We start from the raw sequence: 23,093 nt of genomic DNA, 5'->3' as shown, positions 1-23,093 counted from the left end.
TTTTTGAAAGGTAATCGACGTATTGCAACACGCTATGAAAAAACAGCACGAAACTATCTGTCGATGGTGAAATTAGGCTGTATTCGACTCTTTTGCCGGAGATTATATAATTAAGGGACACTACCTAGTGTTAATGATGTGTATCGTTGTTTGTCTGGTATTTGCAACCTGTTGGCTTACCGAGCTCAGTATCAATTTTCTGGCAACACGATACTTCAAGAAACTAATTAGTGAGGGCCAGAAAGCTTGGCTACGGGTGGGGCTAGCGTTATGCTTATACGTGTTAATGGCTCTGTTTCCTCCAATGTATATGGGATACACCCTTAAAGCGGCTGCTTTAATTAATATCGGGATACAGGCTTACCGGCTTGATAACGCATATTTTAAAAGAAAGGGGGGTGGATGTTTCAGTCGATTAAATCCATTGAGAAAAAAGTAAGCAATAAAATTTTGGATAGAACCCTAGCTGAGCTCTGAGGAATCCCCAGAAAATAGACAGGCATAGCGTTATGTGATCTACAGATTGTTCCACCAACTCAATGAGATCATTGCCATGCCGCATGTAAAGTATGCGACAGTTTCTTCTTGGATGCCTTAACACCCTTTCACTAATACCGATAAAACTCCTTAATAGATACCACCACGGCTTTAATTAATGGGGCATCATTAACACTGACCAGTATTTATTGGTCGATTTTTACTGGGGCGGGCTCAGATTAAAAATAAAGCGGGTCGACAGGTTATTAACTATTATTAGCTTATACTCATCTATTAGCTTATACCCATCATTTTTCAAGTTGCCTCTTTGTTGGCTGTACTCGCTCACCCCGGTCACATACTTTGCTATACTCCCGGGGATTCACTCCCTTGCTGTCGCGATGTATCTTGAAATCCATAGGGTATATATTGGTGATGGTTCACGATTTCATCACAGTAGGCAGGTTGTGGCTTATGCAGGACTCAATCCCAAATTACATGAATCAGGGCAGTTAAAAGGGTGAGCCCATCTCTCGAAGCTATCTTCACAAATTCCCTATTGTGAGATAGGGAATTTTTTGAACTGATACAAATCACTTATAATTAACTTTCTTCTGATCAATGAGGAAGGTTGAATGACTAACATACAACATCGTGTTAATTCATTAATTTTGATTTGGATGGTTTGACAGTTGCAATAGAACTTGTAAGTATTGCGCTAAAAAGAAAAAAAGGACGTCTGATCTCTCAGATATCCTGAATCTAGAACCTTTATACTTTATATCTAAGCGATGCAAGATTAAGTCAACTGTAACGATATACTTAGGTCCCAGTATCGAACGCCCGTCGAGCTTTCATCTCTCAATCAACGCGCTTTGAAGTGGTGCCCGGAGGCGGAATCGAACCACCGACACGAGGATTTTCAATCCTCTTGCTGAGATGTTGATGTTTTGTAACTAAAATTGATTCAGTTTTGTACTCTTGAAATTACTTAAATTCGAGTGTGCAAAATGAAGATACTTCCCGTAATTTCGCCTAAAGGTGGCGAAGGTAAATCCACACATGCCGCCAATGTAGCCGGTTTTCTTGCAGATGCCGGATTCAAAACTCTCCTTCTTGACGCTGATTATTCTCAACCTACTTCAAGCAGTATTTTTGCACTTGAGTACGAAGCCCCAGCTGGTTTGTATGAACTTCTTATGCAGACTGCTGACCTGGGTCAGAAAGACCAGATTATTTCCCGTTCTGTTATAAATAATCTGGATGTCATCATTTCCAATGATCCCGATGAACTCCTGCCTACGGCCATGCTTCATGCGCCTGACGGACGTTTGCGTCTGAGGAATATATTGCAGCACCCCCTGTTCAGTCAGTATGACGCTATCATCATTGATTCAAAGGGCGCTACTGGTGTGATGGCCGAGCTGGTTGTGCTGACGGCTACTGAATTTGTATTGGGGGTGATTAAGCCCATTCTACCGGATGTACGTGAATTCCTGCGGGGATCGTTGCGTATGTTGACGCGACTGCAACCGTTTGAAAATTATGGTATTCGATTACCTTTAATTCAGATATTGGCGAATGGTATTGAAGGCACTAATCTTGACCGCGATACGTTGAATGAACTGGCCCATATTATCGAGCATAAACGTTACGATACGTCCTCTTTTGGTGGGCGAAGAGTATACCAACTGCTGAAAACCCGCATCGATCTGCTTGATATTTATAAGCTGGGGCATGTACGTGCTCAACCTGTTCACCGTCTTGAATACAAAACTACCCGTAAAAGTCCTGCTGCTGCGCAAACGATGCATTGTCTGGCTTGTGAATTGTTTCCTGAATGGTATGAACAGTTTGATGCGTTGATTGCGAATAAGGGGGCAAAGAATGCGTGACCCTTTCTCTTTACCGGATGGCATTGAGCAACCGTATTCTTGTGATGCCGAGCAAGCTGTTCTCGGTGGACTGATGTTGGACAATGATCGATGGGATGAAATCATACCGCTGATACATGCTGATGATTTTTTCCTGCCCGCTCACCGACGGATTTATGGCGCTGTCGCAACCATGTTTGCGGCCAATTTGCCTGTTGACGTACTAACGTTGTCTGAAATTTTAGAGCAAAAGGAGCAACTAAAACAGGTTGGAGGATTTGCTTATTTAGCCGAACTCGGCAAAAACACACCGAGTGCGGCAAATATTGTTGCCTATGCGGAAATTGTTCAGGCTAAAAGTCGCTTGCGTCAATTGATAACGCTGGGAAATGAGATGAGTGCTCAGGCTAGTCATCCCCGTGCTGAGTTTACTGACATTACTGAAATGGCTGAGCAGCGTTTATATACGCTGTCTGAGCAGAGAGCTGCGCATCAAGATATTAGCTTGAAAGAAGGGCTGGGTTTGCTGATTGAAAAATTGGAGCAGGCCAATGGCGGTAATGGGGTAACGGGTACTCCGACAGGCTTTAGTGAACTGGATACCAAAACCTGTGGTCTTCAGCCGGGTGATCTTATCCTGCTGGCTGGTCGGCCTTCTATGGGGAAAACCGCACTGGCACTGGCTTTCTGTCTGGGCGCACTGGAGAGTGCTCCTGATGTTGTTGTTCAGATTTTTAGTCTGGAAATGCCGATGGATCAATTACTGATGCGTATGGTATCCATGTTGGAACGTGTTCCGCTTGAACGTCTGCGTAGTGGATTAATGGATGATGAAGATTGGGCACGGCTCAGCAGAGCAATGGAGACATTAATTCAGTGGGAAAACCGGTTGATAATTGATGACAGCAGTTATCAGACCCCGGCTTTATTACGCGCACGTGCCCGCAGAAATGTACGTAAATACGGTCGACCTTCATTGATTATGGTGGATTATCTGCAACTTATCCGAAGCCCGGAGCAGGAAAACCGAACCCAGGAAATTGCAGAAATTTCCCGTAGCTTGAAAGCGCTGGGTAAAGAATTGGGTTGCCCAGTACTGGCGCTTTCACAACTTAATCGTCAACTAGAGCAACGTGCAGATAAACGCCCTAATAACGGGGACTTACGGGAATCGGGAGCGCTAGAGCAAGATGCTGATCTGATCTTGTTTGTTTACCGAGATGAAGTGTATGACGCCAATACATCGGATATTGGGGTAGCAGAAATCATTATTGGTAAACATCGCCAGGGATCGATTGGAACAGTCAAGATCCAGTTTGATGGTGCCTGTACCCGGTTTAGTGATCTTACTGAGAAGTATTATGATCTTGGTGCTGAAAGGGGAAATATATGAGTAAGTATAAAACCTCTCTAAGCGATGCAATACTTCAACGTGGCAAAACACCACAATCACCAACCAGTACTGTTGTTTTGCCTATGGCAGAAATGCCAATGGTATTAACGTTGGATGAGTTACAGCCAAACCCGGATAACCCTCGCCTCAGTCGTAATCCCCGTTTCGACGATATTAAGGCTTCTGTTCGTGCCAGAGGACTGGATTCTGTACCGAAAGTGACGCGAGATCCAGAAGAGAGTGGAAATGTTTACATTTTCAGTGATGGAGGCAATACCCGTTACCAAATCCTATGTGAATTATGGAAAGAAACGGGTGAGGAACGTTTTTTCCGAATCCCTTGTTTGTTTAAACCCTGGCCTGGTCGGTTGCAGTGTGTCATTGGGCATCTGGCAGAAAATGATGTTCGGGGGGATTTAACGTTTATAGAGAAAGCGCTTGGTGTTTTTAACGCAAGTTCTATGCATGAGAAATGTTTGGGAAGACCGATCTCACAACGAGAATTGACAGATTTATTAAAACAAGAAGGGTTTCCAATATCACAAACCAGCATCAGTCAGATGCATAACACGGTGCAATATTTATATCCTCATATGCCTAATTTGTTGATATCGGGTATGGGGCGTCCGCAAGCAGTAAACATATTGTCTTTACGCATTGATGCTCAAAAAACCTGGAATAGTTTTTCTTCAGAGGCATCGTGTGGGAAGGACTTCGATTCAGTTTTTGGTGAGGTATGTCAGCGCTTTGATAATCCTGAACTCTATTCTTTTGACATGCTACGGGATGAACTGATTGGGGAATTAATAAAAGCTTTGCCACATCCTGCCCTTAATTATGATCGCTGGTTATTGGAGCTCGATCCGAAAGAGCGAAACCGTCGTCAGTTGTTTGGTGAGCCCCCTCCTATTGCTGAACATTTGCGCGATGCGGATAGACAAGCCGCTGAAGTGCCTGAAAAGTCGGTACCTCTTGTGACTAAAAGCGCTGCCTGCGTTTCGGCAGTGGAACCTGAGTCGCATGGGGATGTTATCGAATGTCAGGAAGATAAAAAGACCGAGGAATATGAAGCTTGTCCGCCCAAAGTTGAAGTTCAGCCTGATGTGTATGAAACTCGGCCAACTTTATCCAGTGAGTTATCGACAATACAGGATAAGGAAGATATTGCGCCTTTAGTATCAGCACCTTTATCGCAGATAGTTCCTTCTACTTTAAGTGAATTTAATCACTGTCTTCCAACACCACCACAGACTTCATTATTAACAGAGCCTACGCCATCTGATGGATTGAGTTTTGCACAGACTGGTCTGGAGCCGGTCAGTGATATCTGGTCTATCTCACCGGTACGAGATGATATTGAGCATTTACAAGATATGGCGTTTCGTTTGGCATTCGAGTTAGCCGAAGAAATGGGGGGAGCGGATGAACTTGAGGAAGCTAAAGATACGGCCTGTGAAGTGGGTTATCGATTAGCTGATTCCCATACGGCATCACGTTTTGTACAGGTTCTGCTGTCGTTAACGGGGGATAGTGACAATAACGGTGAATCAGATATAGACATGTTGGGAACCTGGTTTATAGGGTCTGACAAGGATGCGCCAGTATTGTCTGATGTGGCGGTAGTGAAATTTATGCGTCTTATTCGGGTGTTGCGCCGGTTACGTGAACTGCAACGTGAGTTGTCAGTCGTCTCAGCAGAAGGGAATTGCAATGTCTGATGATATTGATGACACGAGGGCTCAGGCTGTTACCGCGATGTGGCTGGAAGAGCAGATCGCTGTTGTACGGCGTGAGATGCATACCGGTGGGGTGTCACTGAAATATTGTGAAGAATGTGGTGATCGGATTGATGAGCAACGTCGGCAGATTTTACCGGGGGTCCAGTTGTGTGTTGGATGTCAGGAAATTGCTGAGCATTGGGAACAGGTCAGACGTGTTATCGGAGGCCGTCGTGGTTAGTAAGTTCAGATCTTATATGTTCCAATTTTGTTCAGACGTATCGTATTGCATTGAGAGAGGTGCCTTATGAGTCAGATATCCCAGGTAACCAACGCCTTGTTAACTCAACTGGTCATGGAGTTGAAATCGGGTTATCTCCGTCGCTGTGAAGCACTGGGTTTGATGGACGAAGAAATGCGGATGTTACACAGTTTGACTGTGGAAGACTTGCATTATCTGATGAATAGCCCGGTGTCAGTCCTTACGCTGCGTATCCATCATGAAAATTTTGCGTTAATGCTGCAACAAGCCCGACGTGAACAAAAACGTCTGCAACGTCTTGATCGGGCACTGATGTTAGGGGGCTCAATTGAATTGATGCAACACTACTTTGGGTTGACTTCTGTTGAGGTGAGTTCCCGTCGTCGTATGTTAGGGATTGAAGCTCGCCAGGGTCGATGCCTGATGCTGACAGATAAAGACAGTGCTGAGGTCTGGCGACTGTGGAAAGCGAATGTCACTGATCTGGATAGTGCAGATGGGCTGGATGTGATGATGCAGGCTGCTGAACAGCTGGCTGTGTCACTGACGGCAGTCTGGAATGCTGTACGTGGTTGGAGTGAAGACGAAAAGAACACGGTGAAACCTGAGGTTGGCCAGGGACGGCAAGACCGGTGAAAAAGACAGAGATCACTCAGGGTTTGTTGGCCCCCTGTTCTGTACCGCTTGTCTATAGAAAGAAAGCGGTAGAACAATTGAAACGTTATCGACAGGGTAGCAAAAATTACACTCGGATCAGGGCGAAAGGCAAAGGTAAAGTTTCTCATCGTTGCCTAAAAATTGATATTGGCATGTTTTGGCGGTTGTTAAGTCGTAACGGAGGACGAGATTGGGAAATGATGACACATGAGCGGTACAACAATGAAATCTGGAAATAACACACGGAAGGCTCCTTTGTCCTCTGATAGCCTCATTGCTTTTACGTTGGAGCAGATGAATGCACGACTGGCAGAGCAAGCTGAGGGTGATGAAAAAAAACAGTTGCGCAGTGGGCTGTTGTATCTGGGGAACGTGCATGATGCTATTCCCCGTCAGTTAATTCTGGATACCCGATTATCTCCGCTCGATAAGATGGCCTGGATAATGATACGGCTGTATGCACAACAAAATGCGGGAGCGGTCTTCCCTACCTATGATGAACTGCAATTGCAACTGGCCTCTCCACACAGCGGTAAAGCCTCCCGGGAAACCGTCAGCCGGGTATTGTTGATGTTGCGAATAACCGGCTGGCTAAGTTTGTGCAAACGCGTCAGGGATGAAAAAGGGCGGGTAAAAGGAAACATCTACGCCCAGCATGATGAGCCTCTGACATTTCATGATGCTGAAGCGCTTGATCCCAACTGGCTGGACACGGTGGGGGAGGCGTGTCGCCACAAAAACCGGGTGATTAGTCAGACTGCCTGGTCAGTATTGATGGAAGTTAAAGATGATCCGATGATGCGGCATCGCCGTTCCCGCATTGCTTTACTGGAAAATCGGTTAGGTCAGGTACAAACGCCGCAGCAAATGGCGGCGTTGCAAGCAATAAGTCAGCCAAGTTCGGTAACCGAATTCAATACAAAAACAGGGGATAGTAATCCGAGTTCGGCAACCGAACTCAGTCTAAAATCAACGAGTTATGACAGAGTTCGGCAATCGAACGGTTACGTACGTCATTTCACACAGAGTGTGAATAAAAATACGTACGTAGCCCCATCGGATGGCGACAACCCGATTGTTGAGCATTTGTTGCCTGTAGCGTTACGAAATCAGCTTTCTGATGACGACATCAGAATGCTGACGGAACAACTCCAGGCACTTCCGTCTGATCAGAGGCATTTGGTGTTGGATAGCCTGCGAGTTCCATTGGAAAATGGCTCGTTAAAAAATCCGGTGGGTTACCTACTGACACTGATGAAACGTGCCAGACAGGGAGAGTTGAGAAGCCCCGGTACAGCAAATCAGGGGGAAAACCCCGGCATGAAAAAGCCTGTGCCTGCCAGCCGTCAGAAAGACAGACCTGTTTTGCCAGAGGTGCAAAGAAAGGCCAATCCTGCCGTAATGAAAAAAGTGATTGCTGAAATCCGGCAGAATTTGATGAAAAGATAAATAGGGGCACTTTGGATGAGTCTTAAAGGGGTTATAGAGTCAGGCATTCCGAGGTATATGGGTATTTTTAAATGCCATCAAATAGATAAAAACGGTGATTAGAGTCTAATCATGGGCCAAAAGACATACAGTGATTAGAGTCTAATCATTATGGTTATGGGATGTTAATCAGGTTTTTGGGGTGAGCAAAAAAGAGTTTTGAATTGTGGTCACAGCCTGATAACGCAACTATCTCAGCGATATCCTTATGTCACAGAGAGAATGTACCATGACTGAAACTAAAGAGACACATGCTGTTCGCTCAGGCGCACTGCATTCCTCACTTACCATTGAGTTGCATACTCATTACGCTATCAGCCTGTGGAATGGCCGCCGGGATGAAAGTAGCAAAAAGAATAAACCGGTGATTATTAGCATGCCGCGATTTTTCTCACTAGCCGGTCGGATCAGTCAGGATTCCCTGATAGATAATCCGTATGCCGATATGGCGATGTTGGCACTGGAAACTAAGCTCGCTTCTGCTCATGACCAGATGCAGGCGGCGTTAGCGGAACTGGCGGCTACACTCTCGGGGGTACCTGCTCAAATCCATTTATCTGAGATTGCCTCTGTCGCTCCGCTCAATATTGGTGTTTACAGTCGCACTCCTTTGGGTTACCGCTGTGTTTGGCTATTAGTGGGTTACGATCAACTGGTGATGAAAGCCTTGCAGGCGCACCATTATGCGCTGATTTCCCGTCAACAATGTGACGGGTTTTTAAAAAAAGGGGGACACTGGGTACGCCAAATCTACGGTGTTGTCCAGCCGTACCGTAGTTTTGCTGTTACTCGTGACGATATCCTTTCCCAAACCCCTGTCGGCAGGGAAGCTATTACCCGTTTGGGGCTACCGGATGAGGCTGTTATGCGGGGCGAAAAACGTTCTGTTTTTTCTCCTGAATTAAAAAGTACGGTAAAGCAGAAATAAGCGATGAAACTGTTTCTGTGTGAAAAACCGTCTCAAGGGCGGGATATAGCGGCGGTATTAGGTGCAACAAAGCGCGGGCAGGGGTATTTAACTGGGCCGGGGGTGACGGTGACTTGGGCAGTTGGGCATTTATTGGAAACTGCCAGTCCAGAAGTTTACGGTGAACAATATGGTGCTCCCTGGCGGGTATCGGTATTGCCGATATTGCCGACGTCCTGGCAAATGGTGGTTAAAAAGGAGACGGCTGACCAGTTTGCTGTTATCAATTGTCTGTTGAAACAAGCGGATGAAGTGGTGATTGCCACTGATGCTGATAGAGAGGGGGAAGTGATTGCCCGAGAGTTACTGGATTATTGCCAGTTTCAGGGACAGATATCTCGCTTATGGCTGTCTGCTCTGGATGAGGTGAGTATTCGTGCGGCGCTTGCTAATATTTTGCCCGGTGAACGAACGGCATCGTTGTATTTGGCGGGACTGGGACGAGCCAGAGCAGATTGGCTTATCGGTATGAATCTTACCCGACTCTATACCGTGAAAGCCCGTGAAGGCGGATATAGTGACATTTTGTCTATTGGACGTGTCCAGACACCAACTTTGGCACTGGTTGTCTTTCGAGATCAGGAGATTATCGCTTTTACGGCTAAGCCTTATTGGCAGGTGGTGGCTGACCTTCAGTGTGACGGACGAATTTTCCGGGCGGATTGGGTACCCGCTGCGACCTATTGCGATGAAGAAAAACGCTGTATTCATCAGAATGTGGCACAGACAGTGGTTAAGTTATGCCAACAAGCTGGTACGGCTACGGTCCTGGAAATCAACACTAAACGGGAAAAGCATGCGGCTCCTCTGGCATTCGATCTTGGCAGTTTGCAGCAAACGTGCTCAAAAAAATGGGATATGGGAGCTCAACAAGTACTGAACATTGCTCAAAACTTGTATGAGACGTATAAGGCTATCACTTATCCCCGCACAGATTGTGGCTATTTGCCTACGGTTATGCAGGCGGAAATTCCTCAAGTATTGGATGCTGTGGTTAAAAGTGATCCGGCTATGCGGATTGTGGTGGATAGTCTGGACAGGACATTGATTTCGCGTATCTGGAATGACAAAAAAATTACGGCGCACCACGGTATCATTCCGACAAAACAGCCCTGTGATATGAAGAAGATGACGGATGATGAGCGTAAAGTGTATCAGCTTATCCGTCAACATTATTTGGCACAGTTCCTTCCTCTGCATGAAATGGATATAACTGAAGTGACTTTTGATATCGGTGGGCAATTGTTTCGTACCCGGGGCAATGTAGTGATTGTTCCTGGCTGGAGGGTATTGTTTTCAGCGGGTAAAGATGAATCGGCATCCATCGGGAAAGACGATTCTTTGGGAGAAAGTTTGCCGTCGATGGTCAAAGGCAGTCCATGTCAGGTTAATGAGGCTACTTTACGAATGTTGCAAACTCAGCCACCCGCTCACTTCACGGAGGGTACACTGATTGCGGCGATGAAAAATGCCGCTGCTTTTGTCAGTGACCCGCAACTTAAGAAGGTATTGAAGGACAATGCCGGGCTGGGAACGGAGGCTACCCGGGCAGGGGTACTGGATACGTTGTTTAAACGGGGTTATCTGACGAAAAAGGGCAAGTATATCCACGCTACGCAGATTGCCAGCGAGTTGATAGCCGCGTTGCCTACCGCGTTGACCAACCCTGGATTGACTGCATTGTGGGAACAGGCGTTGGATGATATTGCTCAGAGACAGGCGGAGTTGCCGGATTTTATGGCTCGTCAGATACAATGGACCCAATATTTAGTGGAGCAGGTTCAGGCGCAGAAAGTCGTGATCACGCCGCCGCCTTCATTGCCTTGTCCGGTGTGTGGAGGCGTAACGCGTCAACGCCAGGGAAAAAACGGTGTTTTCTGGGGATGTATAAAATACCCGGAATGCAGTGGGGTAGTCAGCACCGTCGATGGAAAAAGAAAAACCAGATCTGCCCGGCATAAGAACATACCGAAAAAACCGGCAATGACAGGGTGAGCTGATTTTTTGTTGTGTACCTAAGCTGGAGATCTGGGAAGGTAAACTGGCTTTGGTACATTGCACCCCACGACTGCGGTTTGACAGGCAAGTCGTGCATAGATTTTCTCTGTTGTCAGTCCGGTAAACGGCTTCCTTTGAAGGGTTGGTAAATAGCCGCGCCGGGATAGTTGAATGTCCCTGGAGTTTGTTGAGACTACTTAGCTTCCAACCTTGTACCATATGCCAGTGCAGATTCCTTGCCGTCCTTTGGGCGGCGCTATTTTTTACCGCTTCCCAAAAATCATTTTCCTCGTTGACAGTCTGGCCCCCTGATTCAAAAATGCGTGGGATAACTTGTTGTCTTCGGACAATCGCCAATATTCCCGCAGTCTGAGAGGAATGCCTTTGGGTGACTGCTCTCAATGTCAGAAAGGTCTGAGACTGACGCTTTCGTGTGACCTGTCACAAAGCCATTGTAGCCTGAGAGGTGGCGCCTGCGGGCGGTAAACCCGTTTATCCTTTGGAAACGGGTATCACTGATAACAGTGATGAAGGTGTATTTTTAACTTATCAGATAGCCTGTGTTTGACACTGGCTTCCCGGCGGGAAACATCACTTCCCGCCTTGGGTGATGTGTTCTCCGTCGTTTCTTTTTTTCACTTCATAGAGAGAACATCATGTCTGCAATTACCACTGAAAATAAATATTTCAACCTGAATATCAATGGATTGGGGTATCTCAGCAATGTCCGCAAGGTGAATGGTCCGAATGGCAGTTTTTTCAGCGCGGTCATCAATGCATTGAGTGGACCAACAGAGAATCCGTCTTATGTTCGCTTTGATGTCACTGTTGCCGGTAAGGAAAACAGTGACTTAATCAGCCGCTGTCAGAAAGCGGTTGATGAGGACAAAAAAGTCTTACTGGGTTTCACATTAAGTCAGCCGTCTACCGGGATTTTTACGTTGAACAAGGGTGAGCATGCCGGTGAACAGCGTGTCAGTTTAAGAGCGCGGTTGATTAAAATTGACTGGATCAAAATCGGGCAGGAGATGGTTTATAAAGCTGAAAAACCTGAATCCGTGCCGCCTGTACAGAATAAGTCTTCGCAAAAGCATTATGCAGAGAATTCATTTTGACTGCCCCTGAAGTCTCTCCGGAGTGCATTTTTTCGGGGAATTTTTTTCATCTACATTTTGAAAGGGAAGTTACATGGCTTCACGCGGCGTGAATAAAGTGATACTTATTGGACGATTGGGACAAGAACCAGAGGTGCGTTATCGGCCAGAGGGTGATACAGTGGCGGTATTGTCACTGGCAACATCGGAAACCTGGCGGGACAGACAAACGGGTGAGCAGAAAGAGCGTACCGAATGGCATCGGGTGGTCATTTTCGGCAAACTGGCCGAAATTGCTGGTGAATATTTGAAAAAAGGCAGCCAAGTATATATTGAAGGTCAGTTGCGTACCCGTAAATGGTTTGACAAGGCGAGTGGGCAAGATCGGTATAGCACGGAGGTCGTGCTCAATCAGCAGGGTACGATGCAGATGTTAGGGGGGCGTAGTCAAAGTGAGCCTTCCCGTTCAAGTGGTCGGGAACAATCGCAATCCTCTTCGTCAGTGCCGCCCCGAGGAAGTGAACCACCAATCGATTTTGACGAGTTGATCCCTTTTTAGAGTTCACCTAAGAGTTAAAAGGTAAGTTTTTTTCTGTAATGCCCCGATTATACGGGGCTTTTTTGTTTTTTATAGTTGTGTAAAAAGTAAAAGTATCTTGCAGGCGAAAGTCTTGCCGCAGTAATTGGTATGTTTGATTGTGTGGCTATGGCGTACGTATGGGAGGGTGACTGAAGCACGGGAGCAACGTTGGATAAATGTGTCCCTAGACCTAGACAGTGGGAGCACGCAAGTATGCAGCAAGTGAATCTGAACGAGCTTCGTAAATTTCAGCCACACAGTGATACTGGGAAAGTGTGGTGTAGGGTGGTTCCGTCGAGCCTGTAGAACGGGGGCGAAGATCAGCGAATCATGACGGATTAACAACCAAATGAAGTCATGGCAGGGATCCGGGGTATTGAGGATGGGATGCATATATAGCACTGAATGGAACGAACGAGACCTCTACCTGTCATGGTCTAACCTATCGCGTAATCAACGATATAAGGTAACCGCTGAAATTCTGAGAGATGCAGGATAGAGGAGTCAGAGATCTTTCAATATCATTGAATTAAGACATTTGTCACGAAAATGGCTATTAAAACTCTCAATAAATTTGTTTTGTGTGAGCTTACCCAGCTGAGTGATTCTCAGTTCAGCACTGTTATGATAAGCCCATTGTTCGGGTGTACGGCAAGGTAAAATCAGGCCCCTTGGTCGGTCCTTATCACAACCGATACGGGTGTCACAGATCTCGGAGCAGGACTACGGAGACATTATCTTCAGGTACTGTCTTTTTGTTTATCATCCCACTGAACGCGTTGTGGAGAGAGGCTTCGGTCTGTATTTCGTGGATAAACCTATCATCGAAATGGGACCAGAAGCCATCAGTACACATAATGATGGCATCATGATATGTGCGTTCCCGTTCTGACCAGGTGAGTGTATGTTTGCTGTCAGCACCGGCAAACTGAGTGAGCTGGTTACGCAGCGGGTGGTCACGAAGTTTTTCTGCTGGGCAGTTTCCTCGGTCAATACAGCGCTGGGCCAGTGAATGGTCGGTGGTTCTGAAGCTGTGTGAGGGCCAGTAAATCCGTGTATCACCCAGAGTGGCATAGCGGTATTTTTCTTGATCAGACACGATAACCGCAATACTAGCCTTTCCCGGATAACAGTCATTACAGCTCAGGATCCGGAGGACTTCTCCGCACAGCTCGTTGCAGCAACTTCCGGTATTTTCCAGTGCATAAAGTTGTTCACCCAGCCAGTCAACATAATGCGGACTGGCATGGCAGTGGCTGAATCCATCTGCCATCACGGAGACCGAACATACACCAGTGTTGATAAAGAAAAATCTATCCAGCTGCTCGTCTCGTTGCCCCTGATGACACAGATACAGGCTATTTTGCAACATTCTGCCAACCTGTTACTAAGTCCCAAGGCAGGGATTTATAGAAATCCACAATACGTGTATAGGCGGTATCAAAGTCCATAAGTTCCCCTTCGACCTCGTCTTTCAGGAGTTCATATTCCCGTGAGGATCGTTCACGTATATCCACTCTGCCTAGGGTTTCGGGGTTGACCATTCCGTCTTCCAAGCGACCGGTGGATTTTTCCAGTAGTGTGGTCAGTATAGCCAATTTGTCCTTGTTTTCAGGTTGGATGCTGTCTAAAAGCAGATTGAGGTCGTAGATGTCCTGACGACGTGAACGGTTACGGACAATCTGCTGGATCACTGAACGAATTTTCTCGGCCACAAGATCCGTGAAGCTGTAAGCTTGGATATCGTTGTCATCTGTTAGGGTGATGTGATCAACATTCAGGCTGTGTTCATTCAGACTGTAATCAATCTTGACGGTATGGGGAGATTGTCCCTGTCGCAGACGTCTCATTTCACCGTTATTGTTGTTCCTGGCATATCCTATTTTCAGTCTGAAGGACGGAAAGGTTGCCTCTTCGGTATTCCTTGGCTGAATGGAAAGACTTTGAACGGCACAGGTCACTTGATAAGGCAATTCTGCGGAAGAAATGGCTAGGGCATCGTCGAGCTCTTCATGGAAAGTCTGCTGATCTATATCGGCAAGTCGCATATTCGTTGAGAAATCAATATCTTCAGTAAATCTTGAACTCTGATATCTCAGGCCAAGCAGTATCCCGCCTTTCATTATCATTTTTGGTTTCAGGTATTCATTGGAGGCAATGGCCTGTAGAACTATATGTACGGCCTGGCGGAAGGTGATGCGGTCCTGTGGCGCATCGGCGATCCAGTCTTCTATAAAGTATTCCATATAGAGTATTTATCAGTTGTTGATGGATATACACCATACTTCGGAGTATGTCTTTTTGTAAGGGTTTGATGCTATTAATTTACGGCTTCCTCCACGCTGAACAGTCTTCTTCCATGTTTCAATCGTGCGGTGGGTTAGTCCACAGACTTCTTCCAGAAGGTAACCTACCCTGGCTTTATCTATACCTTTTCCATTTTTATCAACTGTTTTGACGATTACAGGCAGGTATTCACCAGCATATTCACGGAACACATCCTGTACATGCGAGAAACCGCCACACAGATCCGGCTCCCTGAGCATATCCAGAAAGGTTTCACCTATGTTACTTACCCGAATCCCACCGGAGTCATGGAGTTCCTGCTTTTTTCTGTAGTTTCTATGGGTATGGAAAATCAGCTCCTTGCCATCGATTTTTTCGTATGGAGTGAACCCGCGGATCATCAGAGGTTGCATGTTGCTTATAGCGGGGAAATCCTTCAGTAAATGTTCCTGATAAAGGCTCCGGGCAGTATTAAGAGGTGCTTGGATCAGGTGCACAATATGTGGAATACGATCGGTGATGCCATGCCATTCCATTGCGGACAGATAGGCAAGATGGGAGTAAGGTGTGAGACAGCAGGCAATCTGCTGAGCACTCGCTTGGTTTTTGTTACTGATTTGCCAGATAAAACTAGGAATAATGGGTGACAGAATTCCCTGATTAACCATGTCTTCCAGAGCATCATCCATGATTCGTTTGTCCGGTTCAGTTGCCTGGATTTTGCCAATGCGGATACCATCAAACATCCTGTCACGGTAGAGCATGTAGATATACATATTGAGTTCATGAAGAGCAATTATCGGTTTAGGATGATAGTTAAGAATTATGAGCCTTAGTGCATCTCGCAGTGAAGTTGTTTTCTTCATATTTAATATGATACCTGTCAATGTATAAGTCCTAAGGACTTATACATTGACAGATGTTTAATGTCAAGTTTTAAGACTTCGAAATGAGACTGTAACTGCATGAATTAAAGGGAAACAAAAAAACAGCTTGACAACATGTTACTATTACAACAATAATGTCCTAAGGACATTATTGTTGTAATAGCTGATAGGGGTTGTAGCGTTGTCAGTCAGCTAAAGTGGTTTATTGTGGTTACTATAGCGCTCTTGCAACAACCAAGAGCTGAAATGGTTTTGATATTACTGTTTCGGCAGGAAAAAATGACCATTAAAAAATCATTACACCGGTGGAATTTATCCAACTTTACCAGAAAGACGAAGCTCTCTGATTGAGCTTGGTATTAAATTTGGGGAAGGGGCCAATTTACTCGCACTGAAATAATTTTCAGGGAATGGTGTCATCTATTATCATGATGTTGGGGGGCAGTTTATTCACTATTGTTGGTTACTGACCATCAACCCATCAACCAGAACTTGTAAGTTTTGTTTAGAAAATTCACTTTAAATTGACAAAATAATTTACGTTTCAAGATCTTTCATTAACCTAATGAAAATATTAGTACTTTTTGATTTTAGATATCCATTAGTATTCATAGCCGTTCTGAATGGACTGAAAAACTGTTTGATATCTTGCAGGTAATAGTCCTGTCGCCGTAGTTGGTTAGTTTAACGATGTAGCTATGTCATATGTGTAGATGGTGATTGAAGCATGGAAATAATGCCGAACAAGTTCCCTCCTACCACAGATTGTCAGGGCGGGCAAACTGTAACGAAAGTGAACCTGAATAAACCGTAAATCTTAACCACACAGCAAGGCTGTGTGTAGAGTAATCGGAAGCACGGTTTGATGAGAAACCGCTGGGGAGGTGACTTCAAACCAGAGGCTTACTCTATGTTCTTGTCTTAAGGGATTGATTGTTGTTATTACGATAAGTTCAAAAAGATTCCCTATTTTGCAACAGGGAATTTGTGTAGATAGAAACAGGCTTTATGTCCGTCTTTTCCACCTATTCTACTTCGATCGAAAATTAGTCCAATATGTTGGAGAAAAACAAGGTTTGATCCTATTGAGTGTGCGTTGCCGGTGTTCTAATGGGTTGCATAATAAAATGTAGCCCCAAGGCGTTAGCAACCTTTGTGATTATTGTGAATGTAGGGTTTCCCTTGCCAGAAAGGGCCTTGTAAAGCCCTTCTCAGTTCATTCCAACATTTCTTGCTAGTTGGCTGATGTTACGGGCTCGTACTATGTCACTCAAAGCAGCTGCAATAAGGGAAGGATCACCATCTTCTATCACAGCTTCCAGATACGCCGCAGTATCTTCTTCTGTTTGGAGATAATCGGCAGTATCGTAGTGGCTGAATTTTACTTCTTGGCTTTTCATCGGTTACTCCTTCCATTGCGTGGCAATGGTTTTTGCCAATTCAATAGCGTGGGATTGGTTGCCTTTATCTTCACCACACTATGTTGCAGTTTAATATTCTAGGGCAATTCAAAAGCCTGGTTACTCACAGATACCGAGAATAACCCTATGCGAATCTGACAAAAGTGTCAAAATGCGTTGACAAAATCTACGTCAGGCGTAGTATTAGCTTTAACAACGCTCGCAATGTTCCCTTAGGGGATGTTAGTGGGCTTTTTTTTGGCCTCTTTTTTCCCCTTCAGGGATGACTGCTAATCATGCCTTATGCCTTCTATCCAAAGCCGTATCGCTCACTGGGGGGATCTTGTTGCCGATTTACAGGCTAAGTATCTTCAGTTTCAGAATACTGCCGATGCAGAACAAATTCTTAGCCAGATAAGCTATCACCACTTCAAAATTTACCTGCATCTGTTCCTCGATCCGGCTAGCCCCGGTGGTAAGCATTACCGTCCGACAGCGTTCTTTGAGCATGGCGTTCAGATTTACCGGTTTGATGAAGAGCTCCGAGCTTACCTTTTTAAGGTCATCGTCGGACTGGAAGTTAAATTACGCAGCCGTCTCGATCACACACTTGCCGCGCACAGTAATTTATAAAGCTAAATATTTCAACGGGACGTATGCATCTTCTTACCGTTGCGCCGCTACAGACGAATCGCCTTTATAATGTTCTGGTAATCATGAATCAGATGATAAAAACACTCGGTATTACCAGCCTGAACTTTTTTGACACGATTGATGATCTGATACAGCGATATCCGGCGATTCAGCCTTATCTGCGTAGCTCTGGGTTTGCTCATAACTGGCAGGCAGATCTGTTCTGGCATTAACTTTTCACTCTGACGAATTGACTCATCTGACGCACTGACTTCGATTGGTGCGTTTTTTTTGATTTTGTAAAAAGAGTTCTGCATTGAGCACAGTCCCGGATCCCCGCACAGTAAGCCGCATTTAGGATCACCTGCATGGGAATGCGCATGAAAAACCCTGTTTTTTTCTCACTTAGTTGGTTGTCCGTCATTGTGCTGGCTGGGTGTACCGGACAAGCTCAGGAGACTACCGCGTCAGGTGTAAGTTTTCACCATTCTCATCAGACACGTCCCGCCGTATCCGATATTTATCCTCTGACACCGGAAGTTACACGCTATGATCGTTATACCTTGGTGGGTGTAGGCAGCCAGGCTGCACAACGTGAACCGCTAAATCAAATCATCAATATCACCATGCAAGTACCGTTGGTACAACGCATTGGTGATGGATTGCGCTATCTGCTATTTGGAACCGGTTATTCGTTGTGTGATACCACCGCACCCCATTTCGTTAAATTGATAGGCAGGCCATTACCGGCTATTCAACGCAAAATTGGGCCGATACGGCTCAGTGAAGCGTTACAGATTGTTGCCGGGTCTGCATGGCGTATCTGGGTAGATGAGGTGAACCGTGAAGTGTGTTTTGTTTTACGTGATGAATATCGTCAATTTTCCGAGACAACGGTTGGCCGGATGGCACCGCCAAAAATGCGGGTACCGGCACTTACATTGTCCAACAGCACATTAGCTACTCCGTTACCGGAGAAGCCAGCGATAACTGAAAGACCAAAAACAGATACCCCTAAAATTCCTGTGACAGGAGGGAAACCTACTGCCATTTCTTCTGTACTACCCACTCAGCCTGTTAAATCCCTACTCAGCGGTAGTACGCCAGTGACAACGGTACCGGTAGGAAACATCTGGCATGCGGAAACAGGAACCACTTTGCGTAGAACTTTGGAGCGGTGGGCCAACGCGACTGATTGTCCGGTAGGGGGACACTGGGTAGTGGTGTGGTCGTCACCAACGGATTACCGCATTGATGCACCGCTGACGTTCAAAGGTAACTTTGAGTCCTTGTTGGTACAAGTGTTTGATCTTTACCGCCAGGCTGAGAAGCCGTTGTTTGCCGAAGTCAGTCGTTTTCAGTGCCTGATTTCAGTCAGTGATAAACCTGTGGCACGGTAAACCATAATGGGGTACGTCATTAGTGCATTTGCTTTGGTTTTTCTGTTGATTGCAGGTGGTGTACAGATGAGGCAGGCAGAACAATTGCACGTCAATCTTGACAACGCAAGGGCTCGAATACTGGCAGACCAAATGTTGCTATTAGCCAGTGCCATTAATCACTGGCGTGGCGGCTCATCTAAAAATGACACGGTGGATCTTCGTAAGCTCATTCTGCCTTTTCAGCCTGATGCCCGTATCCGGCATGTTATCAGTCAAGGCCGGCTCTGGGTGTGGATGCCGGAAATACCCGGTCTTGTAACTGCTCTGCGCGAACGCACTAAGGGGTCAATGTTGATTGGTGAAGTCCGGCAGGGACGGTTGTATGGCTTATCTGGTCGAGAGGTAGGACTCACTCTTCCTGACGGGATTAGCGATGGTGATGTGGTGTATTTCAACTGAAAAGACGGACAGGATGTGATGAAAAATAAACTGTATTCACTCAGGCTTTGTACTTGCCTTGTTCCATTAGCGGCGGTAACAGGCATGGCGCTGATGTCCGGTTGTACCTTGCCGGCAGTGGATAATATGGCGCGTGAGGCCAGTGTGCAAAGTCGGGTAGTACAACAACATTTGCACCAACAGCATAGCCTGAAACAACCGGGGGTAACCTGGGTAGATAAACCCTGGGTGAATCTGAAACCGGTAGTTCAGCCTGTCGCATCGGTAAAGTTACCGTCCTGTCAGATAACGATTAACAGTAAAGTCGGGCTGACATTACCTGAACTGGGACAACGCATTACCCAACTTTGTGGTATTCGGGTCACGGTAGCGCCCGATGTTTTATCACGAGTATCAACCACTGCCGGTGGGTTGACGCGCCAGATGAATAGGGCATTACCGACAGCTGATGATAAGGGACGTATGCCATTGGATTGGCTGGATGATCGCGATATACACTCAATTGATGCTGATGAGCGTCGAGAGCCAGAAGTCCTCACGGGTCTCAATTGGCAAGGGGAGCTGACGGGGCTTTTAGACAATATTGCCAGCCGGTTAGGGATTGCATGGAAGAGGGATAACAGGGCCGTCGTGTTTTATCGATTTGAAACCCGGACATTTCAGTTAAATGTTCTCAACACCCGTACCAGCAGTAATGCCAGTGTTGCCTCAGGGTCAACCAGTAGTATGGGGACATCAGGGGGCAGTGGTAATGTCAACAATTCTGTCTCTGGGGATGCCAGTTCTTCACAGAAAACGACGGTTGATCTGAACAGTGATTTATATGAAGACATCCGTAAGACGGTAGAGAATATGCTGACGCCTGAGCGTGGTCGTTTTTGGTTGTCAAGCTCCAGTGGAACGCTGATGGTAACAGACACGCCGGCGGTACTCGATTCGGTATCCCGTTATGTGGAAGAGCAAAATACTGTTCTCAACCGTCAGGTTTTGTTGAATGTTCAGGTGCTGAGTGTCAGCACTACCCGTAAAGAGCAAATGGGGTTGGACTGGGGATTAGTTTATAACTCATTGCACAATTTGGGGGCTACGCTGTCTGGCAGTTTTAGCGGTATGGGCAGTGGGGCAACGTCTGCGGGTGTCAGTATTTTGGAAAGTGCCACAGGGAAAGCGGCAAAACTCTCCGGTTCCAGCCTGCTGATAAAGGCGTTGAGCGAGCAAGGTAATGTCAGTGTGGTGACCTCTCAAGGAAGTGCGACCACTAATTTGACCCCCATTCCGATACAGATGGCTGATCAGACGGTGTATGTGGCTCAAAGCAGTACAACGACTGCCGCAGATGTGGGCTCGACCACAGCTCTGACACCCGGGATGATTACTACCGGGTTTAATATGACCTTATTGCCGTTGATACAGCGTAATGGTGATGTTCAGTTACAAGTGGCTTTTAACCTGTCTGATCCGCCGACTATCCGTTCATTCACATCTAAAGAAGGCAATTCTTATATCGAGATGCCGTATACCCGGTTACGTTCACTGAGTCAGAAAGTGAATCTACGTGCCGGGCAGGCCCTGGTACTCACCGGATTTGAACAGGCTGATACTCGGGTGACTAAGACGGGAACCTTTACACCAGGTAATTTCCTGCTTGGGGGAGGACAGTCCGGAGAGAATCAGCGCAGCACGTTGGTTATTTTGATCACCCCCGTATTACTGGATTGAGGAATGAAAGGCTGCATGAATCAATGAAAAGCATCGATTTAGAAATACCCGGTGAGATACCCGAAGTCACGGTTGTAAAGGCCGAGCGCCATTGTTGGATCGGTGGCCTACGCTGGTCACCGTACATGAAGGTGAAACGGGGACCCCGCAGAAGGCAACGTGTTCGTCCGGTAGCCAGTCGATCTCAATACGCCGATGTACATCGGGTCGTGGGCAATCGTTCGGGGAGACGTCAGCAGACTACACGCATGATGGGAACGGGAATAATCAGGAAATTGTATTGCCGTCACACACCGTATTCTTTAGCCATCGCTTTTTTATCGCATTCCGGCCCAAACGGGTACGGGATTTACGATTTGGGCGAGGGGCAATGGTTATTTTTGGCGACGCAGAATGGTTTGCCGTCCGTAATGGCCGATATTGTTGGAACTCGCGAGAGTGTCAATGCAGCACTGTCCCGTTTTTTAACTTTTAACCTGGCTCCAGATAAAAGCTGGCGGGTAGTATCTGACCCTGATAATCCGGCGCATTGGCGCTCAATAACTTCTGCTTTGTCTGCTCATCAGTATCGGATGTGTCGCCTGCAACGGCGGTGGCGGACACCATTATTGTTGATGGCCGTATTTATCATGTTGTTGATTGTCGTATGGGGGTTATTGCAGTCAGGAAAATCTCCCGATGAGAGATTACCGATGACTGAAACCGTTCAAGTCAGGGCATCACGATTGTTTGAAGAAACGCCAAAACCGGTTGACTTACCTCATCCGTGGGCCGATAAGCCGTTGTTACCCGCGTTTTTGGCACGTTGTGTCATGACCAGTCGGACGATCCCTGTGTTATTGGCGGGTTGGCGCTTGACGGCAGGTTCATGCCGAAAAGATGGCGTCCGCCTTCACTACGAGATTATGCCTGGCGGTACAGCAGCGCATTTTGTTCAGCGTGTACAGAGTGTATTTAAGCAGTCACCGGTTTTTGACCTGGTTCAGGGCGCAAAAGAAGGCCGGGTATTCCTGCCGTGGAAACCTTTGCCGGTTCGCAATGAAGCGGTGCCTGCTGTTTCAGTACAGTTGATGAAGATGGTTTCGAATTTCCAGCAATGGCAGATCCCTCTGACGTTAAATGAACTGACTCCCGCATCGGCATTACCGGGAGACGGGCAATCTATACCTTCCCAGGATTGGCGAGAATACCTGTTCAGCTTCAGTAGTCGGGTGATGCCAGCATGGCTATTTGCTGAACTGGATGATACAGGGCTGCGACTGAACAGCCTCACGTTTACCCTGACCTCACAGGGACAGTTAACCTATCAGACTGAGGGATACATTTATGCCCGGAAATAATACTGCCTTGTGTATCAGTGTGTTAAGTGGGCTAATTTTTATCAGTTCACCCGTATGGGCAACAGAGGATAGCGCTCTTTCGGTAACAGGGATGACAGAAGCATCTGCGGGTGTGACTGTGGGGCAGTTAGAGCATTTACACGCGAAAAATTTGTTGCTGGAAGCGGAATTGCAGCGGGCTAAATTACAACGCCAACTGACAGAAAGTCAGCCTTTGGGGTTGACGGGCAGTAATGATATTGGTCTGCCGGTGACCGTATCGCCTGTGATAACGGCGGGACAACCTGTGACCCGTCCGGTGGTTCAGGAGATTTATGGTCGGGGGAAGGCATTGCGGGCTAGCGTAAGCCTGCCGGGCCGCGGTGTGATGGAATTAGCTGTCGGTGACGCAGTGCCTGGCACTCAGTTCAAAGTTAAGGTGATCACGCTTTCTGCGGTTACGCTAAGTGATGGTTCGGTACTCACGTTCTGAGGGAAGA

General features: G+C 46.6%; 24 protein-coding genes and 1 pseudogene. 20 read left to right on the top strand and 5 right to left on the bottom strand.

What is annotated here, in order from left to right; translation table 11 throughout:
- The 13 genes and pseudogenes from EAE91_RS21020 to ssb form a co-directional block, all read left to right on the top strand.
- A pseudogene (locus tag EAE91_RS21020) lies at positions 1–114 on the top strand (IS5/IS1182 family transposase); the annotation flags it as partial.
- Positions 115–878: 764 nt separating this feature from the next.
- Positions 879–1,001 (top strand): transposase, encoded by a 123-nt coding sequence (locus EAE91_RS25110; protein WP_214090189.1) that lies wholly within the window; start codon positions 879–881, stop codon positions 999–1,001.
- 486 nt (positions 1,002–1,487) lie between these two features.
- A complete protein-coding gene (locus EAE91_RS21010; RefSeq protein ID WP_214090188.1) occupies positions 1,488–2,372 on the top strand; it encodes a ParA family protein in 885 nt (294 codons plus the stop codon).
- Positions 2,365–3,744 carry an SPI-7-type island replicative DNA helicase gene (dnaB-PI, locus tag EAE91_RS21005; RefSeq protein ID WP_214090187.1) on the top strand — a complete coding sequence of 460 codons (1,380 nt, stop codon included), beginning with the start codon at positions 2,365–2,367 and terminating at the stop codon, positions 3,742–3,744. The genes EAE91_RS21010 and dnaB-PI overlap by 8 nt, the downstream gene beginning before the upstream one ends.
- Entirely contained in the window at positions 3,741–5,462 is a 1,722-nt protein-coding gene (locus tag EAE91_RS21000) for a ParB family protein (protein WP_214090186.1), read from the top strand. Before dnaB-PI ends, EAE91_RS21000 begins: the two co-directional genes overlap by 4 nt.
- Positions 5,455–5,703: a TraR/DksA C4-type zinc finger protein gene (locus EAE91_RS20995; RefSeq protein ID WP_214090185.1), complete on the top strand. Its 249-nt coding sequence runs from the start codon at positions 5,455–5,457 to the stop codon at positions 5,701–5,703. Before EAE91_RS21000 ends, EAE91_RS20995 begins: the two co-directional genes overlap by 8 nt.
- A gap of 66 nt (positions 5,704–5,769) precedes the next feature.
- Positions 5,770–6,360, top strand: coding sequence for a DUF2857 domain-containing protein (locus EAE91_RS20990; protein ID WP_214090184.1), 591 nt, complete (start codon positions 5,770–5,772; stop codon positions 6,358–6,360).
- Positions 6,357–6,620, top strand: coding sequence for a ParE family toxin-like protein (locus EAE91_RS20985; protein ID WP_041379952.1), 264 nt, complete (start codon positions 6,357–6,359; stop codon positions 6,618–6,620). Before EAE91_RS20990 ends, EAE91_RS20985 begins: the two co-directional genes overlap by 4 nt.
- On the top strand, positions 6,589–7,830 hold the full coding sequence (locus EAE91_RS20980) for an STY4528 family pathogenicity island replication protein (protein ID WP_214090183.1): 1,242 nt from the start codon (positions 6,589–6,591) through the stop codon (positions 7,828–7,830). Before EAE91_RS20985 ends, EAE91_RS20980 begins: the two co-directional genes overlap by 32 nt.
- Before the next feature lie 268 nt (positions 7,831–8,098).
- Positions 8,099–8,797, top strand: coding sequence for a PFL_4669 family integrating conjugative element protein (locus tag EAE91_RS20975; protein WP_214090182.1), 699 nt, complete (start codon positions 8,099–8,101; stop codon positions 8,795–8,797).
- Between the two features lie 3 nt (positions 8,798–8,800).
- Positions 8,801–10,831 (top strand): DNA topoisomerase III, encoded by a 2,031-nt coding sequence (locus EAE91_RS20970; protein WP_214090181.1) that lies wholly within the window; start codon positions 8,801–8,803, stop codon positions 10,829–10,831.
- A 659-nt stretch (positions 10,832–11,490) separates the two neighbouring features.
- The gene (locus tag EAE91_RS20965; protein WP_011145396.1) at positions 11,491–11,949 is read left to right on the top strand and encodes an STY4534 family ICE replication protein; all 459 of its coding nucleotides are present in this window, start codon (positions 11,491–11,493) and stop codon (positions 11,947–11,949) included.
- Between the two features lie 73 nt (positions 11,950–12,022).
- Positions 12,023–12,487: a single-stranded DNA-binding protein gene (ssb, locus tag EAE91_RS20960; protein ID WP_011145397.1), complete on the top strand. Its 465-nt coding sequence runs from the start codon at positions 12,023–12,025 to the stop codon at positions 12,485–12,487.
- A gap of 525 nt (positions 12,488–13,012) precedes the next feature.
- Here ssb and EAE91_RS25105 read toward each other — a convergent pair.
- From EAE91_RS25105 to EAE91_RS24775, 5 genes are all read right to left on the bottom strand, one after another.
- Positions 13,013–13,114, bottom strand: coding sequence for an integrase core domain-containing protein (locus EAE91_RS25105; protein ID WP_369931627.1), 102 nt, complete (start codon positions 13,112–13,114; stop codon positions 13,013–13,015).
- A 97-nt stretch (positions 13,115–13,211) separates the two neighbouring features.
- The gene (locus tag EAE91_RS20950; protein ID WP_214090180.1) at positions 13,212–13,607 is read right to left on the bottom strand and encodes a PP2C family protein-serine/threonine phosphatase; all 396 of its coding nucleotides are present in this window, start codon (positions 13,605–13,607) and stop codon (positions 13,212–13,214) included.
- A 259-nt stretch (positions 13,608–13,866) separates the two neighbouring features.
- Entirely contained in the window at positions 13,867–14,754 is an 888-nt protein-coding gene (locus EAE91_RS20945) for a nucleotidyl transferase AbiEii/AbiGii toxin family protein (protein ID WP_214090179.1), read from the bottom strand.
- Positions 14,755–14,766: 12 nt separating this feature from the next.
- Positions 14,767–15,660 carry a type IV toxin-antitoxin system AbiEi family antitoxin domain-containing protein gene (locus EAE91_RS20940; RefSeq protein ID WP_011145401.1) on the bottom strand — a complete coding sequence of 298 codons (894 nt, stop codon included), beginning with the start codon at positions 15,658–15,660 and terminating at the stop codon, positions 14,767–14,769.
- Positions 15,661–16,892: 1,232 nt separating this feature from the next.
- On the bottom strand, positions 16,893–17,081 hold the full coding sequence (locus tag EAE91_RS24775; RefSeq protein ID WP_011145404.1) for an addiction module antidote protein: 189 nt from the start codon (positions 17,079–17,081) through the stop codon (positions 16,893–16,895).
- A 303-nt stretch (positions 17,082–17,384) separates the two neighbouring features.
- Between EAE91_RS24775 and EAE91_RS20930 the strand changes: the two genes are divergently transcribed.
- The 7 genes from EAE91_RS20930 to pilP all read left to right on the top strand — a co-directional run bounded on the left by EAE91_RS20930 (position 17,385) and on the right by pilP (position 23,086).
- Positions 17,385–17,714, top strand: coding sequence for an Abi family protein (locus tag EAE91_RS20930; RefSeq protein ID WP_011145405.1), 330 nt, complete (start codon positions 17,385–17,387; stop codon positions 17,712–17,714).
- A gap of 23 nt (positions 17,715–17,737) precedes the next feature.
- Positions 17,738–17,947 (top strand): hypothetical protein, encoded by a 210-nt coding sequence (locus EAE91_RS20925; RefSeq protein WP_214090178.1) that lies wholly within the window; start codon positions 17,738–17,740, stop codon positions 17,945–17,947.
- Between the two features lie 147 nt (positions 17,948–18,094).
- Positions 18,095–19,114: a PFGI-1 class ICE element type IV pilus protein PilL2 gene (gene pilL2, locus EAE91_RS20920; RefSeq protein WP_244868973.1), complete on the top strand. Its 1,020-nt coding sequence runs from the start codon at positions 18,095–18,097 to the stop codon at positions 19,112–19,114.
- 6 nt (positions 19,115–19,120) lie between these two features.
- Positions 19,121–19,555, top strand: coding sequence for a type IV pilus biogenesis protein PilM (gene pilM / locus EAE91_RS20915; RefSeq protein WP_058588738.1), 435 nt, complete (start codon positions 19,121–19,123; stop codon positions 19,553–19,555).
- Between the two features lie 18 nt (positions 19,556–19,573).
- Positions 19,574–21,274, top strand: a complete 1,701-nt coding sequence (gene pilN, locus EAE91_RS20910) for a PilN family type IVB pilus formation outer membrane protein (protein WP_214090176.1) — start codon at positions 19,574–19,576, stop codon at positions 21,272–21,274.
- A 23-nt stretch (positions 21,275–21,297) separates the two neighbouring features.
- Positions 21,298–22,614, top strand: coding sequence for a type IV pilus inner membrane component PilO (locus EAE91_RS20905; RefSeq protein WP_214090175.1), 1,317 nt, complete (start codon positions 21,298–21,300; stop codon positions 22,612–22,614).
- On the top strand, positions 22,601–23,086 hold the full coding sequence (gene pilP, locus EAE91_RS20900; RefSeq protein ID WP_214090174.1) for a type IV pilus biogenesis protein PilP: 486 nt from the start codon (positions 22,601–22,603) through the stop codon (positions 23,084–23,086). The genes EAE91_RS20905 and pilP overlap by 14 nt, the downstream gene beginning before the upstream one ends.
- The last annotated feature ends 7 nt before the right edge of the window (positions 23,087–23,093 follow it).

The organism is Photorhabdus noenieputensis (assembly GCF_018448935.1).
GTDB classification, from domain to species: Bacteria; Pseudomonadota; Gammaproteobacteria; order Enterobacterales; family Enterobacteriaceae; genus Photorhabdus; species Photorhabdus noenieputensis.
Note: the sequence above shows the minus strand (reverse complement) of the source record. Positions and strands in the feature narration are given on the sequence as shown.

What these genes read in the sequence shown, in the direction of transcription:
- EAE91_RS25110 (WP_214090189.1), top strand. Translation starts at nt 879, where the DNA reads ATGTATCTTGAAATCCATAGGGTATATATTGGTGATGGTTCACGATTT.
- EAE91_RS21010 (WP_214090188.1), top strand. Translation starts at nt 1,488, where the DNA reads ATGAAGATACTTCCCGTAATTTCGCCTAAAGGTGGCGAAGGTAAATCC.
- dnaB-PI (WP_214090187.1), top strand. Translation starts at nt 2,365, where the DNA reads ATGCGTGACCCTTTCTCTTTACCGGATGGCATTGAGCAACCGTATTCT.
- EAE91_RS21000 (WP_214090186.1), top strand. Translation starts at nt 3,741, where the DNA reads ATGAGTAAGTATAAAACCTCTCTAAGCGATGCAATACTTCAACGTGGC.
- EAE91_RS20995 (WP_214090185.1), top strand. Translation starts at nt 5,455, where the DNA reads ATGTCTGATGATATTGATGACACGAGGGCTCAGGCTGTTACCGCGATG.
- EAE91_RS20990 (WP_214090184.1), top strand. Translation starts at nt 5,770, where the DNA reads ATGAGTCAGATATCCCAGGTAACCAACGCCTTGTTAACTCAACTGGTC.
- EAE91_RS20980 (WP_214090183.1), top strand. Translation starts at nt 6,589, where the DNA reads ATGAGCGGTACAACAATGAAATCTGGAAATAACACACGGAAGGCTCCT.
- EAE91_RS20975 (WP_214090182.1), top strand. Translation starts at nt 8,099, where the DNA reads ATGACTGAAACTAAAGAGACACATGCTGTTCGCTCAGGCGCACTGCAT.
- EAE91_RS20970 (WP_214090181.1), top strand. Translation starts at nt 8,801, where the DNA reads ATGAAACTGTTTCTGTGTGAAAAACCGTCTCAAGGGCGGGATATAGCG.
- EAE91_RS20965 (WP_011145396.1), top strand. Translation starts at nt 11,491, where the DNA reads ATGTCTGCAATTACCACTGAAAATAAATATTTCAACCTGAATATCAAT.
- ssb (WP_011145397.1), top strand. Translation starts at nt 12,023, where the DNA reads ATGGCTTCACGCGGCGTGAATAAAGTGATACTTATTGGACGATTGGGA.
- EAE91_RS20945 (WP_214090179.1), bottom strand. Translation starts at nt 14,754, where the DNA reads ATGGAATACTTTATAGAAGACTGGATCGCCGATGCGCCACAGGACCGC.
- EAE91_RS20940 (WP_011145401.1), bottom strand. Translation starts at nt 15,660, where the DNA reads ATGAAGAAAACAACTTCACTGCGAGATGCACTAAGGCTCATAATTCTT.
- EAE91_RS24775 (WP_011145404.1), bottom strand. Translation starts at nt 17,081, where the DNA reads ATGAAAAGCCAAGAAGTAAAATTCAGCCACTACGATACTGCCGATTAT.
- EAE91_RS20930 (WP_011145405.1), top strand. Translation starts at nt 17,385, where the DNA reads ATGCCTTCTATCCAAAGCCGTATCGCTCACTGGGGGGATCTTGTTGCC.
- EAE91_RS20925 (WP_214090178.1), top strand. Translation starts at nt 17,738, where the DNA reads ATGCATCTTCTTACCGTTGCGCCGCTACAGACGAATCGCCTTTATAAT.
- pilL2 (WP_244868973.1), top strand. Translation starts at nt 18,095, where the DNA reads ATGAAAAACCCTGTTTTTTTCTCACTTAGTTGGTTGTCCGTCATTGTG.
- pilM (WP_058588738.1), top strand. Translation starts at nt 19,121, where the DNA reads ATGGGGTACGTCATTAGTGCATTTGCTTTGGTTTTTCTGTTGATTGCA.
- pilN (WP_214090176.1), top strand. Translation starts at nt 19,574, where the DNA reads ATGAAAAATAAACTGTATTCACTCAGGCTTTGTACTTGCCTTGTTCCA.
- EAE91_RS20905 (WP_214090175.1), top strand. Translation starts at nt 21,298, where the DNA reads ATGAAAAGCATCGATTTAGAAATACCCGGTGAGATACCCGAAGTCACG.
- pilP (WP_214090174.1), top strand. Translation starts at nt 22,601, where the DNA reads ATGCCCGGAAATAATACTGCCTTGTGTATCAGTGTGTTAAGTGGGCTA.